Raw genomic sequence first — 15099 nt, 5'->3', positions numbered from 1 at the left:
TACTTATTTTTCTACCTTAAAAGACTCACCACAACCACATCTCTCGGTTTCGTTAGGGTTGTTGAATACAAAAGTTGAGGATATTTCTTCTTTTTTATAATCCATCTCAGTGCCTAACAAGTACATAACTGCTGCAGAATCTATAAATACTTTAACACCCTTATCTTCTATTATCTCGTCATTGGGATTAAGTTTTTTTGAATACTCCATTACATATGACATGCCAGCACAACCTCCTGACTTAACTGAAACTCTAACACCTAAAGCATCTTTTTCAGCATTAGACATAATTTCTTTAATTCTGTTAGCAGCATTGTCGCTCAATTTAATTATAGGCTCCATTATAAATTTAACTCCAATTTCGCTGCATCTGACATCATATCTTTATTCCAAGGTGGGTCCCACACTAATTTTAAATCAACATCATCTATTTCATCTACTTGCATCGCACCTTCTTTTACTTCTTTGGGTAAACTTTCAGCTACAGGACAATTTGGTGTAGTCAATGTCATTTTAATTTCTGCTTTTCTTCCTAAAATTTTTATATCATAAATCAAGCCAAGTTCATAAATATTTACTGGTAACTCAGGATCATAAATTTTTCTTATTTCATTAATTATCTTATCTTTCACTTCCATAAATATTAATCCTCCGTACTTACTTGTTTTCCATCATTTTCCATTGCAGAAATTAAAGTATGCCATGATAAGGTAGCACACTTAACTCTCATAGGATATTGTTTAACTCCTGAAAGACACATTAATTTTGTTTTATCATCTTCCTTAAGAATACTTGATTTTAGTTCTGGGTTTTCTTTAATCATTCCTAAAAAATCCTCAATTATTTCTTTAGCTTCATTATCGCTTTTACCTTTTATTAAATCTGTCATTATCGAGGCTGATGCCATAGAAATTGCACATCCGCTGCCTTCAAATGAGATATCTTCAACTTTTCTTTGATCATTTAATTTTAGATATATATGAACATTGTCGCCACATAATGGGTTATTTCCTTTAGCATCTTTATTAAAATTTTTAGTCTTTCCCAAATTTCTTGGATTTTTACCATGTTCTAAAATTATCTCTTGATATAATTCTTTTAAGTTCATTTTAAATCAAATATTTTTTTACAATTGGTAATTCCTTCATTCAACTTATCTAAATCATCTTTGGTATTATAAACTCCTAATGACGCTCTAGCGCTCGCAGGTATTCCAAGTTTATCATGAAGTATTTGACAACAGTGGTGTCCAGCTCTAATTGCAACACCGGTCTCATCCAAAATAGTTGCAATATCATGTGGGTGAACACCTTCAATAGTAAATGATAATACTCCTCCTCGCTCTTTTGGATTTCCAATTAGTTTAACAGAATTATTTTTTTGTAAGATTTCTTGACCATACTCTATTAACTCTTTTTCATGTTTGATTATATTTTCAATTCCAATAGTTTCTAGGAATTTAATTGACTGATCAAAAGCTATTACTTGTGCTGTAGCCATTGTTCCAGCTTCGTACTTATTTGGAAGTTCACCGTAAGTAATTCTATCTTTTTTTACTTCATTAATCATTCCACCCCCACCTTGATATGGAGGAAGTTGTTCTAACCATTTCTTTTTTCCATATAAAACTCCTAATCCAGTTGGTCCATACATTTTGTGACACGAAATAGCATAAAAATCACAATCTAAATCCTGCATATCTAATTTTAAATGTGGCCCTCCCTGACAACCATCAACCACAACTACTATTCCTTTTGAGTGAGCTAATTGTGTAATTTCTTTGATTGGTAGAACTGATCCAGTAACATTCGATAAATGAGTTATTGCTATTATTTTAGTTTTATCAGTTATTTCTTTTTCAATATTTTCAATTGGAATATCGCCATCTTCATTTATTTCAGCAAACCTTATTTTTATATTTTTAGATTTTCTAAGAAAATGCCAAGGAACATAATTTGAATGATGTTCTAATTCAGTAATCAAAACCTCATCATTTGGTTCTAAAATAGTCTGACCAAGTGTATTTGCTACCAAATTTAATGCTTCCGTAGCTCCTTTTGTAAAAACAATCTCATTTTTATCTTTTGCATTAATATACTTTTGAACTGAACTTCTTGTATTTTCATACAAATTAGTGGCTGCAACAGCTAAATAATGTAAACTTCTTCCGACATTTGAAAATTGCTTTGAGTAAAAATCGTTAATCCTATCTAAAACAACTTTGGGTTTTTGGGAAGAATTCGCGCTATCTAAATAAACTAGATCATTATTTTTAATTTTTTCGTCAAAAATTGGAAATTCTTTTTTAATTTTATCTATATTCATTCTTTTAATCCTATTATATTTTTTATTAAATTTTTTATTTCCAGGTCGGTAATTTTTTCAATTACATCAAGTATAAATCCATTGATTAGAAGTTCTTTAGATTGTTGATAATTTAGACCTCTGGACATTAAATAAAATATTGAGTTTTCATTTAAACTACCTGATGCTGATCCGTGAGAGCATTTTACATCATCAGCATAAATTTCTAATTCAGGTTTTGCATTAAATTCTGAGGTCTCGTCTAGCAATATTGCTTTACTTAATTGGTAGCCATCAGTTTTTTGGGCTTTTTGATCGACGAATATTTTTCCTTGATAAACAGCTTTAGAATCTTTTCCAAGAACACCTTTGATTAATTGATAACTTTTTGTATTTTCAATTAAATGATTAATTGTGGTTCTTATTTCATGTTGATGATTGTTAGTAATAGAAAAAACACCATTCACAAAAGCTGATGAGTATTTTCCATTTAAATTACAGTTAATCTCATTCTTTAAATAACTAGATCCAGATGACAAAATAAAAGTTTCTGAAATGCTATTTTCATCCTGATCAATATTATTAAAAGAATATTTTAAATTTTTATTTTTTGTTTTATCAATTTTGTAATTTTTTAAAATTGCATCTTTTTGCAATGCAAAATTATAATGGATATTTATAAAATTTTTTTCTGAGGCGTGACTAAAGTAATCAATTAATCTCAGAGAGCTGTTTTGTTCCAATTGAAATTCTAATCTTAAATTGATATTCTTTGAATTCATGTATTTGTTAGTTGCATGATATACAATTAAGGGCTTTTTCAAAGAATAGCCCTTTTTAATCAAAATTTTATAAATTTTATTTGTAAATGCATTATTCAAATCAATTAAAGAATTAGTATTTTTTAAATCGTTTTTGAAATGTGAGCTTTCTTTTATCTCAATTTTATCTTTGTTTTCATAACTAAAATCAATTTTTTCAATTTTTCCGTTTATAAAAACAATTTTATTATGTTCCAATCCATTTACAAAAATTGATGTATCAACTTTATTTGATAATGAATAATCGTTAAAAAAACTTAATTCACCAATATTTTTTTGAATAATTTGATTTATGTCTAGAAACTTCCAGTTTTCCAGTTTTTTGTTTGGGAATCCATTTTCAATAAATTTATTCAAAGACTTTTTTTTTAAATCTACTTCAGTCTCAGTTAATTCCAAATTTTTGATTATCTTTTCAAAATCTATTTTAATTTGATCTGTCATTTAATTAAAGTTTTCGTATCCTTTTTTTTCTAATTCTAATGCTAGCTCAGGTCCACCTGACTTAATTATTTTTCCATTCATTAAAACATGAACAAAATCTGGTTTAATATAATCTAACAATCTTTGATAATGAGTGATTATCAAAAAAGAATTGTCTTTACTTCTTAGAGTGTTTACACCATCGGCAACAATTTTTAATGCATCAATGTCTAAACCTGAATCTGTCTCATCTAAAATTGATAACTTGGGAGCTAACATCGACATTTGTAAAATTTCATTTTTCTTTTTTTCACCACCTGAAAAACCAACATTCAGCTGTCTGCTCAATTTTTCCTCATCAAATTTTAGCTCTTTTGCTTTTTCTTTTACAAGTTTTAAAAATTCGATAGCATCAAGCTCTTTTTCACCTCGAGCTTTTCTTATTGCATTCAAAGAAGTTTTTAGAAAAATATTTGTATTTACCCCAGGAATTTCTAATGGATATTGAAAAGCTAAAAAAATACCTTTATGGGCTCTTTCTTCTGTTTCTAAGTCAAATAAATTTTTATTTTCAAACAAAATATCACCAGACACTTCATAGCCTTTTTTTCCAGATAAAATATTTGATAACGTACTCTTGCCTGATCCATTAGGACCCATTATTGCATGCACTTCTCCGGGATTTATGTTTAATGAAAACCCCTTCAAAATTGTCTTATTATCAATGTTAGCATTTAAATTACTTATCTTGAGCATTATCCAACGCTCCCTTCAAGACTAATACCCACAAGTTTTTGAGCTTCAACTGCAAATTCCATAGGTAGTTGTTGTAATACTTCTTTGCAAAAACCATTCACAATTAACCCAACAGCCTCTTCTGAGCTCAAACCTCTTTGTTGACAATAATGTAATTGTTCCTCACTTATTTTTGATGTAGTGGCTTCATGAGCAATATTAGAATCAAAATTTTTATTTTTAATATAAGGAACAGTGTGAGCTCCACATTTGTTTCCCATTAACAAAGAATCACATTGTGTATAGTTACTAGAATTTTTTGCTCTTGAATTAATATCAACGAGACCTCTATAGGTCATATCTGAAAATCCGGCACTAATACCTTTGGAAATTATTTTACTTTTTGTATTATTACCTAAATGGATCATTTTTGTTCCCGTATCAGCTTTTTGATGATTATTTGTAATTGCGATTGAATAAAATTCACCTATTGAATTATCTCCCTTTAAAATACAACTTGGATATTTCCAAGTTATAGCCGAACCTGTTTCTACTTGTGTCCAAGAGATTTTAGAATTTTTTCCTTTACACAATCCTCTTTTAGTTACAAAATTATAGATACCACCCTTACCATTTTCATCTCCTGGATACCAATTTTGAACTGTAGAATATTTTATTTCTGCATCATCTAAAGCGATTAATTCTACATTGGCAGCATGTAATTGATTCTCATCTCTCATTGGAGCTGTGCAGCCTTCCAGATAACTAACATAACTTCCTTTGTCTGCTATAATTAATGTCCTTTCAAACTGTCCAGTTTCAGATGCATTTATTCTAAAATATGTAGATAGCTCCATTGGACATCTAACACCTTCTGGTATGTAAACAAATGATCCGTCCGTAAAAACAGCAGAGTTTAAAGTAGCAAAAAAATGATCTGTAGTAGGTATTACTGTTCCTAAATGTTTTTTAACTAAATTGGGATGATTTTGTATGGCTTCAGACATAGAGCAAAAAATAATTCCTTGTTTTGTTAATTCTTCTTTAAATGTTGTTGCTACTGACACAGAGTCAAATACTGCATCTACTGCAATTCCATTTAATCTTGCTTGCTCTTGTAAAGGAATACCAAGTTTTTTATATGTTTCTAAAAGTTTTGGATCAAGTTCATCAAGACTTTTAGGTTTATCTTTCATACTTTTTGGTGCAGAATAATAATATAAATCTTGATAATCAATTTTTGGATATTTTGGTTTTTGCCAATTTGGTTCTTTTAATAATTTAAATCTTTTAAAAGCATTTAATCTAAATTCTAACATCCATTGTGGTTCTTTTTTAATATTCGATATAAATTTTATAACCTCTTCATTTAACCCTTTTGGAGCTTTAATATTTTCAATATCGGTTGAAAAACCATATTTATAATCTTTAAGATTTTCGATATCTTTTTCTCTAGTATCCATTTCAAATTCTTCTTTCAACATTGTCTTTAACTAAATCCTCTAAGCTTTTTTCTTCAAAAAAGTTATTAATATGATTTTCAAGCTCATCCCAAAGATTATGAGTTAAACATTTTGTAGATTTACCGTTACATCCTTTTTTTGAGTCTTTTTTGCACTGAACTGTCTTTACTTTTTCATCTACGGCATCAAAAATATTTGTTAACTTTATTTCTTTAGCTTTCTTATTTAAAACATATCCTCCTTGAGTTCCTCTGACACTTTGAACTATGTCTTTTTTTCTTAATTTTGAGAAAATCTGTTCTAGATAATCTAAAGAAATACCCTGTCTTAAAGATATATCTCTTAGAGAAACTGGATTGATATTGTCAAATCTTGCCAAGTCCGCTAAAGCCATTACCGCATATCTGCCTTTAGATGTTAGTTTCATAAATCCGCTATTTTAGAGGGTATATATAAACCTGACTAAATTAGTCAAGTATCTAAAATAAAAAAAGACTAACATTTTGTCACGCAGTTATGATAAACCTAATTTTTTTTTGAGAATAATAATCAATAACAATTATGGACAATAAAGTTTTAGAAATTTTTATACCAGGGCCCGCAGGAAGACTTGAAGCAAAATATTTTAAAAGCAAAAAAAATACATCTCCAATAGCTTTAGTATTACAACCCCATCCACAATATGGTGGAACTATGAATAATAAAGTTGTCGTTGAGACATTTAAAACTTTTATGGATAACGATTTTTCAGTTTGTAGAGTTAATTTTAGAGGGGTTGGAAAAAGTGATGGTGAATTTGACAATGGTCAAGGAGAGCTAGCAGATGCTGCTGCTGCATTAGATTGGTTAGAGAGAGAAAACTTTGATAACTCACAATGTTGGGTCTCTGGTTTTTCTTTTGGTTCATTGATTGCAATGCAATTATTGATGCGAAGACCTGAGATAAATAGATTTATAGCAATATCACCACAGCCTAATGTCTATGATTTTTCTTTTTTATCGCCTTGTCCAACTTCAGGGTTGATGATTTACGGAAAAAAAGATGAACTAGTTCCTTTGGAATATATAACAGACCTTAATAAGAGATTAAGTTCCCAAAAAGGTATCAAAGTTGAATTTCAATCTGTTCCTGATGGAAATCATTTTTTTTCAAAAAATGAAGAACAGTTAGTAAAATACTTGGATAAGTATATTAAAAAAGAAACAGCTTTATATTAAAAATTACTTACTATTATTCCGCCAGTACATGGTTTATTGCATCCTGTAGTTTTAGGAAAAGAAATTGGTAATTCAAGAAATGACCTTATTGCAAGAAAAGCAAATGCTTGTGACTCAATAAAATCTCCGTCAATTCCATGCTCATCGATTAATTGAAAATTTTTATAACCAATTTTTTTAGATATGTATTGAGTTAAAAAATTCATCAAACAATCATTTTTTCTCCCTCCTCCACAAATTATAAAATTTAAATGTATATGATCATCAGGTTCAAATTCATTTTTATTTAATAAATCTTTTAAATTCGATGAAATTATTTCAGCCGTAAAATTTGTAATTGTTGCAGCACCATCCTCTAAAGAAAGACCTCTAACAAATGAAATATCAAAATCTTTAATGTCTAATGAACTATTAAATCTAGTTTCAAAATTATCTAATGCTTGATTCAATATAAGTTCATTTATTTTTCCAGATTTAGCAGTAAGTCCATTTTTATCATATCTTGTTTTTGAATTTTTTCTCATCCATTCATCGATTAAACAATTTCCTGGTCCTATATCACTAGCAAACATTGATTCATCAAGTTTATTTTTTGAATGAAAGCAAGTTACGTTAGTAATTCCACCAATATTAATGAATATTACCGGAGCATTTTCACATATTTTGTTTCTTAAACTTTCATGAAAAACAGGAGTTAAAGGTGCTCCTTGACCACCATTAATTAAATCATTTTGTCTGAAATCATACACCACTATTTTTTTGGTAAGTTGAGATAAAAGCTTTCCATCGCCTAACTGAACAGAAATTTTTTCTTTAGGACTATGAAACATAGTTTGTCCGTGAAAACCTATGATTTCAAATTCAGGAATATTTGATTCATTAATGGTTTGGCTAACATCATCAACTACTTTAGCATGAAACAAAGTTATTTCTTTTTCAAGAGCATTCAGCTCTTTTTTTTGTTTTTTTAAATCTTTTGAAGTAAATATATTATCTCTGATATTGCTTATTTTTTGATAGAGACCCTTATCATATTCGTAAAATCTATTGAATTTTTCATCAAATCTGATGCCATCAACTGAGGATATAATTGAGGCATCTACCCCATCCATTGAGGTTCCACTCATTAAACCTAAAGCTGTGTAAATTTTTGCCATTCTTATTTTTTTTTAATAAAATTTGTATATTGTGGAAGTATACGCTTATGAATAAATTTTTAAATGAATTTAAAGACAGGGGTTATTTTTACCAATGCACTAACGAAAATGAATTATCGGATTTACTAGATAATAAAAAAATACACGCCTATATTGGATTTGATAGTACTGCTTCAAGTTTACATGTCGGAAGTTTAATTCAAATAATGTGTCTAAGACTTCTTCAAAAACATGGTCATAGACCTATAGTTCTATTAGGAGGCGGAACAACTAGGATTGGTGATCCATCAGGAAAAGAAGAAACACGAAAAATTTTATCTGAAAAACAAATTGAAAGTAACATAAAAAGTATTCAGAGAGTATTTAATATTTTTTTGAAATCAGATAATCCAAAATTAAAACCAATTTTTGTCAATAATTATAAATGGCTTGGAAAATTAAATTATATAAATTTTTTAAGAGAAATTGGAAAACATTTTACAATTAATAAAATGCTCAGCTTTGAAAGTGTTAAATTAAGATTAGAAAGAGAACAGTCTCTTAGTTACATGGAATTTAATTATATGATATTACAAGCTTACGATTTTTTAGAACTTAACAAAACTAAAAATTGCCTATTACAAATTGGAGGCTCAGATCAATGGGGAAATATTGTAAATGGTGTTGAACTCATTAAAAGACATTCAAATAAACATGTTTATGGTCTTACAACTCCTCTAATCACGTTAGCTTCTGGAACAAAAATGGGTAAGACTGAAAAAGGAGCAATTTGGTTAGATAAAAAACTTTTGTCACCATATGATTATTATCAATTCTGGAGAAATACAGATGACAAAGATGTTATAAAGTTTTTGAAAATGTTTACAGATCTTGAGGTATCTAAAATAGAAAATATGAAAAATATGAATATTAATGATTTAAAAGAAAAATTAGCTTTAGAAGCTACAAAAATGCTTCATGGTCAAAATGAAGCAAATAAAGCTTTTAAAACATCAATTTCAATTTTTGTAAAAAAAGAAATAAACAATCAGACTGAACTTCCAATTATTAAAATTAAAAAAAATGAATTAAAAGAAGGTCTTAGTATTTTAGACTTAGTTGTTAGATCTAAATTATTAAAATCAAAAGGAGAAGTCAGAAGAGCGATTAAAGATAATGGAATAAAGATTAATGATATTCCTATTGAAAGAGAAAATTATTTAGTGTCGTTAAAAATTTTTGAAAATCTGAATTTAATTAAATTATCACATGGTAAAAAAAATCACGTAATAATTAAGTTGACTAATTAATTTTTTTTAAGCTTCTCAAGCGTTCTAGTAATAAATCTTGGAGTTAATGTTTTAATTGGATTAACAGTTGTTTCTAAATTATTAGGAGGTCCTTTTATTTTAAAACTAACTCCAAAAACTCCCTCGCCTACTTTTTCTCCAACTAATATACTTCCTAATATAGGAATTGAACTGATAGTTTTATTAATAGTTGTAGCAGGTACTAATGTACCTCTTAAACTAATTAAACTATTTTTTTCCACATATCCTTCCATTAATATTGAAATTGCAGGACCAATTGCATATATCTCATCTATTGTCATAAGATTATCTTTATTAGTAAAGTTCATTTCAAAATCATTAAATCTTATTCCTTCACCAGATAATAAATCTGCAATTCCTTGTAATGATGCTAAAGTCAATAACTTTGTTAAAGCCGGTAATTCTTTTAATTTAAAATCATAAATTTTTATAGTTGATTTTGTAACATCATTTTTTTTTATTGAATAAAAATCAATAGATCCCTCATTAAATCCTTTTATAAACTTATATCTATCTACCAATGGTTTAGCCTTTTCTGAAAATAAAGTAGTAATTTTTTCATTATTATCTGTAGTATTTATTGTAAATTTTACTTTTTTATTGTCTGAAAAAACTGACACTAAATTTAGCTCACTTATCTCATTATTATTAATGGATAAAAAACCATTTAAATCATAAGACGAATTTATTTTATCTAAATAAATTGTATTGATGTCTAAAAATATTTTGAAATTATTGCTAAAAATTTTATTTTTTTTAGTTCCTTTAGAATCTAAAAGGTCGGTTATAATTTTATTAATATTTAAATTATTTCCAGTAATTAAATAGTTTTTTTTATCTTTTTTAATTTGTAAGTCGTTATTAAACTTTTCTTTATCTAGATAGTTGATCTTTATATTTCCAATATCATCAATTGTATAATTTTTTGATAACTTTAAATTTTTAATTGAAAAAAAATTTTCTTTTTCCGAAAGCAATATGTCTTTAAATAAAATTTCATTTTTATTTTTTTTTCCTTTTATAGATAAATTTAAAGTAGATTTTTTTTCTTTTTCATAATTCAATAAATCTATAATGAATATATTTTTAAAAATCTCCAAATTTAAATCAAAATCGAATTTGTCTTTATTGTTTAAAATTCTATATTCAATTTTATCTGGTTCTTCTTGAATGAGTAAATTTCCACCTCCAATGATTTCCAATTTATCTTTTTTGTAATTTAATTTGATTTTTTGATTTTCTAAAAGAACATAATCTTTCATTTTTGGAAAATTATTTTTTAATTTAAAAAATTGTTTTAGTTTTAAAAAGTTTACATCTATATTAGATTTGATATCAAAATTTTGAAATTTAAAATTTTTATCTATTTTAAAATTAAAACTACTATCTGCACTAAATTTAGTCTCGTCAAAATTTTCATTAAAAAATTGATTTTGAACTAATTGTTTCAAATCCTCTTTTTTTAAATTTAAATTTTTACTATTTAATTTTCCAGAAACTAAAAATTCATTTTCTAGTTTTGAAGCAATTAATTCTTGAACAATTATTTTTTTATTATTAAGTAATAAATTGATTTCATTAAAAATAAATTTTTTATCGGAAAAATCAAAAATAAAATTTAATTTACTAACTTTCTTTTTTAATATCGATATTTGGCCATCATTGACAAATCCCTTTATTTTATAATTTTTTTTAATTTTTCCAGATTTATCAAACTCTAATTTAAGATCTGCAACTATATAACCATTATTTATTAACTGTTCGAGTATTAAAAGTTTAGTATCGTTATTGAAAATTCTAATAAAACCAATTAATTCTTTTAAGGGAAGAGATTTTGTTGAAATTGATATTTCAGATAACGCAAATTGATTTTCGATAAATGATTTTATTGAAATTTTTGATTTTATATTTTCTATCTTAATTACTTTGTTTCTGTAAATTACATCTGTGCCAACAGTTTTTGCATCAATATTAAATTTAAACAAATTTAATTTTGCACTTACATGGTTTATTTTAAGATTTAAATTCGGGTCATATTTTTTGATTTGAGAAATAATTTGGGAATTGAATTTTTTAGTTTTTATCCCAATAGTGCTTAAATATAAAGCTGTAACTAATAGTATAAATATTATAGTGATAGTTGTTCTATAAATTATTTTTGTCATTAAAGTTTATGTAAAGATTTTTCTAAGAATTCGTCTATTTCACCACTCAAAACTTTATCTGGACTTGAGCTCTCGTGGTTAGTACGGTTATCTTTAACTAATCTATAAGGTTGTAAAACATAAGATCTTATTTGATGACCCCATCCTATTTCTGATTTTGAAGCTTCGGTGCTTTGGCTTTGCTTCTCTTTTTTTTTTATTTCAAAATCGTAAAGTCTTGCTCTTAACATATTCATACAAGTTTCTTTATTTTTGTGTTGTGATCTTTCATTTTGACATTGAACAACTATTTTAGATGGAATATGTGTTATACGAACAGCGCTATCTGTTGTATTCACATGTTGACCCCCAGCGCCACTTGACCGGTAAGTATCAATTCTTAAATCTTTTTCTAATATCTCAACGTTTATATTTTCATCTACTACAGGATAAACCCATACACTGGCAAAACTTGTGTGTCTTCTAGCACCTGAGTCAAATGGAGAAATTCTTACCAATCTATGAATACCTGACTCTTTTTTTAACCATCCAAATACATAATCACCTTCAATCTTAATTGTTGATGATTTAATGCCCGCTTCATCACCTTTATGTTCACTAACTATTTGATAATTATAATTCTTACTATCAGACCATTTGATATACATTTTCCTTAACATATCAGCCCAATCCTGACTTTCTGTTCCTCCAGCGCCTGCGTGTATTTCTACATAAGTATCTAATGGATCTGCTTCATTAGATAAAAAACATTTAATTTCATTTTTTTTTGCAAGAGATCTTAATTCCAAAATGTTTTTACTTATCTCGTTTTGAATATCGGTATTATTTTCTTCTAAAGCTAAATCATATAAATCATTGAGATCTTTAAGTTGATTTTTTGATTGATTATAAGAATTAATCAAATCTTCAAATAATTTTTTTTCTTTTATTATTTTTTGAGAATTAGATTTATCCTGCCAGAAGTTTGCTTCAAGCATTTTTTTATTAAATTCTTCTAATTTTGAATTAATACTATTTTTTTCAAAGATACTCCTTAACTCTTTGATTTATTTTTTCTATTTCTTTTTTAAAATTTAAATATTTATCATTCATTAGTAGAACCTTAATATATTATTAGTATCTAATCTATTATTATTTAAATATAAAACTTTGCCATTGGAAATGTTTTTACTTTTAAAGGACTCTATTATTGTATTTTTTGAACTAAATTTTGCTTTATCACCGGTATTCGGATCTACAACCATCAAAGTTATATCCTCAGGAACTTTAAATGGCCGAGCATCAGATTTTTTTACAGCCTTTTTAACAAATTCCTCAAATATAGGTAGTGCAGCCTTAGATCCAGTTTCAAATTTTCCCAATGGCTGGGGATTATCCATACCAACATAAACTCCTATTACAAGGTTAGATGTAAAACCAATAAACCATGCGTCGGTATTATCATTTGTAGTACCAGTTTTTCCAGCAAGATTTAATCCAAGATTTTTAAGTTTTTTTCCTGTTCCTCTTTCAACAACACCTTGTAAAATTGAGGTTAATTGATAAGCAGTTTGCGGTGATAACACTTGTTCATAATTATCCTCTATTTTTGGAAATTCTTTACTAGTAAAAGAAATTTGATTACAGTTTATGCATTTTCTATTTTCATTGTTAATTATAGTATTCCCTTCACTATCTTGAATACGGTCTATAAGAACGGGATTGATTAATTTACCGCCATTTACAAAAGAACAATATGCCGAAGTTAGACTTAACAATGTTGTTTCAGCTGAACCTAATGAGATAGATAATAATTCTTCTGGTTTTTCATAAATATTAACTTTTTTGGTAAAACTTGTAATTTTATCAACTCCTAAATCTTGAGCTATTCTAACGGTCATTAAATTTCTAGATTTTTCTAATCCAACACGTAATGTTGAAAGTCCATAAAATTTTTTTCCATAATTTTCTGGTTTCCATTTTTTTAGGTCAATGCCTTGGTCTAATACAAGTGGTGCATCTAAAATCAAAGTGGATGGAGTATATTCATTTTCCAATGCTAGAGCATAAACAAAAGGTTTAAAAGCAGAACCTGGTTGTCTTAAAGCTTGTGATGCTCTATTGAACTCACTATTTTTAAAACTAAAACCACCACTTAAAGCAAGAACTCTTCCAGTAAAGGGATCCATTACCACAATACCTCCATTTATTTTTGGAAGTTGTTGTAGACTATGAGATTTAGAGTCAATCTTTTTAACATAAATCACGTCTCCTACTTTAAATAAATCATCAAATTCTTTTTTGGTCCACGATATATCTTTATAATTAATTACACTTTCTAAATTATTCTCTACTTCTATTATTGAATTAAATTGATTTATCTTTTTAATAATTGCTATTTGCCATTCAATGGATTTTTCTAATTTAAATTTTTTTTCTATTTGTTCATACCAATTTTTAGAATATTTGATATTTTTTATTGGTCCACGCCAACCTTTTCTTCTATCATAATCAACAAGACCGTTTCTTAAAGATTGTGTTGCAATTTTTTGTAATTCTAAATTTATAGGTGTATTAATATTATAACCTTGATTATATACTTTATCATAGGTTAATCGATCTATAATATTTTTTCTTACATCCTCAATATAGTATTGAGAATTTTCTAAAAAAACTTTTTTAACTTTTTTCAATTCAATAGATTGTTTCTTTAATTCTAAGTATTTTTTTTGGTCAATAAAATTATTATCGTACAAATTTTTTAAAACTAGATCTCTTCTAAATTTTGCTAGATCTTTATTTCTATAAGGATTATATTTGCTCGGTGCTTTGGGTAAAGCCGCTAGTAATGCTGCCTCATTGTAATTTAATTCTTTAATTGATTTATCAAAAAATTCTAAGCTTGCTGCTGCAACTCCATAAGCTCCACTACCTAAATAAATTTGATTAAGATATAACTCTAGAATTCTTTCTTTTGATAGAGCTCTTTCAATCCTAAATGCTAAAATTGCCTCTTTAATTTTTCTTTTTATGCTTACTTCGTTTGTTAATAGAAAATTTTTTGCTACTTGTTGGGTTATAGTTGAGGCTCCTTCAAGCCTTTTAGAAGTCAGTACATTGTTAATATTATTTATGACTGCTCTCATTACACCTTTAGCATCAACCCCTGGATGAGAGAAAAAATTTTTATCTTCAGCAGATAGAAAAGAATTAATTACATTTTTTGGTATCGCTTCATAAGGTACAAAAATCCTTTTTTCTTTAGAAAAATCGGCCACTAATTCACCATTACCGGAATACATTTTACTTGAAACTGGAGGCTTATAATTCTTTAAAAATCTATAGTCTGGAATACTGTTTGAAAAAGTCCATAAAACTATCAAAATTGTAACTGATGAGATCAATACAATACCAAAAATAAGTATAATTATATTTTTAAATAACTTAGTCATTTTGATTCCATTATATAGTGGAATTTGTTAAAGATAAGGCATTATTATTAAACAAAATTTTTAAAAAAACAA

General features: G+C 27.2%; 14 protein-coding genes. 2 read left to right on the top strand and 12 right to left on the bottom strand.

Annotation, left to right across the window (positions count from 1 at the left end):
• Positions 1–3: 3 nt before the first annotated feature.
• Genes AMN70_RS03830 through AMN70_RS03795 form a run of 8 tightly spaced genes read right to left on the bottom strand, consistent with a single transcriptional unit; the run spans position 4 to position 6173 of the window.
• Complete coding sequence (locus tag AMN70_RS03830; protein ID WP_075501929.1) at positions 4–342, bottom strand: HesB/IscA family protein; 339 nt, start codon at positions 340–342, stop codon at positions 4–6.
• Entirely contained in the window at positions 342–638 is a 297-nt protein-coding gene (locus AMN70_RS03825; protein ID WP_075501927.1) for an iron-sulfur cluster assembly protein, read from the bottom strand. The genes AMN70_RS03830 and AMN70_RS03825 overlap by 1 nt, the downstream gene beginning before the upstream one ends.
• A gap of 5 nt (positions 639–643) precedes the next feature.
• Positions 644–1108, bottom strand: a complete 465-nt coding sequence (gene sufU / locus AMN70_RS03820) for a Fe-S cluster assembly sulfur transfer protein SufU (protein WP_075501925.1) — start codon at positions 1106–1108, stop codon at positions 644–646.
• On the bottom strand, positions 1105–2325 hold the full coding sequence (locus AMN70_RS03815) for an aminotransferase class V-fold PLP-dependent enzyme (RefSeq protein ID WP_075501923.1): 1221 nt from the start codon (positions 2323–2325) through the stop codon (positions 1105–1107). The genes sufU and AMN70_RS03815 overlap by 4 nt, the downstream gene beginning before the upstream one ends.
• Entirely contained in the window at positions 2322–3569 is a 1248-nt protein-coding gene (locus AMN70_RS03810; RefSeq protein ID WP_075501921.1) for a SufB/SufD family protein, read from the bottom strand. The genes AMN70_RS03815 and AMN70_RS03810 overlap by 4 nt, the downstream gene beginning before the upstream one ends.
• A complete protein-coding gene (sufC, locus tag AMN70_RS03805; RefSeq protein ID WP_075501919.1) occupies positions 3570–4304 on the bottom strand; it encodes a Fe-S cluster assembly ATPase SufC in 735 nt (244 codons plus the stop codon). It abuts the gene before it with no gap.
• Entirely contained in the window at positions 4304–5746 is a 1443-nt protein-coding gene (gene sufB, locus AMN70_RS03800) for a Fe-S cluster assembly protein SufB (protein WP_075502044.1), read from the bottom strand. The genes sufC and sufB overlap by 1 nt, the downstream gene beginning before the upstream one ends.
• Position 5747: 1 nt before the next feature.
• The gene (locus AMN70_RS03795) at positions 5748–6173 is read right to left on the bottom strand and encodes an Rrf2 family transcriptional regulator (protein ID WP_075501917.1); all 426 of its coding nucleotides are present in this window, start codon (positions 6171–6173) and stop codon (positions 5748–5750) included.
• A 134-nt stretch (positions 6174–6307) separates the two neighbouring features.
• On the opposite strand from AMN70_RS03795, the gene AMN70_RS03790 reads away from it, so the two are divergent.
• The gene (locus AMN70_RS03790) at positions 6308–6964 is read left to right on the top strand and encodes an alpha/beta hydrolase (protein WP_075501915.1); all 657 of its coding nucleotides are present in this window, start codon (positions 6308–6310) and stop codon (positions 6962–6964) included.
• Here the strand turns inward: AMN70_RS03790 and AMN70_RS03785 are convergent.
• Entirely contained in the window at positions 6961–8121 is a 1161-nt protein-coding gene (locus AMN70_RS03785; protein ID WP_075501913.1) for an anhydro-N-acetylmuramic acid kinase, read from the bottom strand. The two genes, AMN70_RS03790 and AMN70_RS03785, sit on opposite strands and share 4 nt — an antisense overlap.
• A gap of 47 nt (positions 8122–8168) precedes the next feature.
• Here AMN70_RS03785 and tyrS point away from each other — a divergent pair, with 47 nt between their 5' ends.
• Complete coding sequence (gene tyrS / locus AMN70_RS03780; RefSeq protein ID WP_075501911.1) at positions 8169–9410, top strand: tyrosine--tRNA ligase; 1242 nt, start codon at positions 8169–8171, stop codon at positions 9408–9410.
• Here the strand turns inward: tyrS and AMN70_RS03775 are convergent.
• The 3 genes from AMN70_RS03775 to AMN70_RS03765 form a co-directional block, all read right to left on the bottom strand.
• The gene (locus AMN70_RS03775) at positions 9407–11596 is read right to left on the bottom strand and encodes an AsmA-like C-terminal region-containing protein (protein WP_075501909.1); all 2190 of its coding nucleotides are present in this window, start codon (positions 11594–11596) and stop codon (positions 9407–9409) included. The two genes, tyrS and AMN70_RS03775, sit on opposite strands and share 4 nt — an antisense overlap.
• Positions 11596–12688, bottom strand: a protein-coding gene (gene prfB / locus AMN70_RS03770; protein WP_425304115.1) for a peptide chain release factor 2 whose coding sequence is annotated in 2 segments (ribosomal slippage) — positions 11596–12642 and positions 12644–12688 — 1092 coding nt in all. Because the reading frame shifts where the segments join, the coding sequence is not laid out codon by codon here. Before prfB ends, AMN70_RS03775 begins: the two co-directional genes overlap by 1 nt.
• Positions 12688–15027, bottom strand: a complete 2340-nt coding sequence (locus AMN70_RS03765; RefSeq protein WP_075501905.1) for a penicillin-binding protein 1A — start codon at positions 15025–15027, stop codon at positions 12688–12690. Before AMN70_RS03765 ends, prfB begins: the two co-directional genes overlap by 1 nt.
• Positions 15028–15099 lie beyond the last annotated feature (72 nt).

Origin of the sequence: Candidatus Pelagibacter communis, from assembly GCF_001179925.1 — a bacterium.
Taxonomy (GTDB): Bacteria; Pseudomonadota; Alphaproteobacteria; order Pelagibacterales; family Pelagibacteraceae; genus Pelagibacter; species Pelagibacter ubique_E.
This window is presented reverse-complemented; position numbering and strand designations above follow the sequence as displayed.

Coding starts and splice junctions, on each gene's coding strand:
- AMN70_RS03775 (WP_075501909.1), bottom strand. CDS start 11,596: ATGACAAAAATAATTTATAGAACAACTATCACTATAATATTTATACTA.
- AMN70_RS03815 (WP_075501923.1), bottom strand. CDS start 2,325: ATGAATATAGATAAAATTAAAAAAGAATTTCCAATTTTTGACGAAAAA.
- AMN70_RS03795 (WP_075501917.1), bottom strand. CDS start 6,173: ATGAAACTAACATCTAAAGGCAGATATGCGGTAATGGCTTTAGCGGAC.
- AMN70_RS03810 (WP_075501921.1), bottom strand. CDS start 3,569: ATGACAGATCAAATTAAAATAGATTTTGAAAAGATAATCAAAAATTTG.
- AMN70_RS03825 (WP_075501927.1), bottom strand. CDS start 638: ATGGAAGTGAAAGATAAGATAATTAATGAAATAAGAAAAATTTATGAT.
- sufB (WP_075502044.1), bottom strand. CDS start 5,746: ATGGATACTAGAGAAAAAGATATCGAAAATCTTAAAGATTATAAATAT.
- AMN70_RS03830 (WP_075501929.1), bottom strand. CDS start 342: ATGGAGCCTATAATTAAATTGAGCGACAATGCTGCTAACAGAATTAAA.
- sufC (WP_075501919.1), bottom strand. CDS start 4,304: ATGCTCAAGATAAGTAATTTAAATGCTAACATTGATAATAAGACAATT.
- AMN70_RS03790 (WP_075501915.1), top strand. CDS start 6,308: ATGGACAATAAAGTTTTAGAAATTTTTATACCAGGGCCCGCAGGAAGA.
- AMN70_RS03765 (WP_075501905.1), bottom strand. CDS start 15,027: ATGACTAAGTTATTTAAAAATATAATTATACTTATTTTTGGTATTGTA.
- sufU (WP_075501925.1), bottom strand. CDS start 1,108: ATGAACTTAAAAGAATTATATCAAGAGATAATTTTAGAACATGGTAAA.
- AMN70_RS03785 (WP_075501913.1), bottom strand. CDS start 8,121: ATGGCAAAAATTTACACAGCTTTAGGTTTAATGAGTGGAACCTCAATG.
- tyrS (WP_075501911.1), top strand. CDS start 8,169: ATGAATAAATTTTTAAATGAATTTAAAGACAGGGGTTATTTTTACCAA.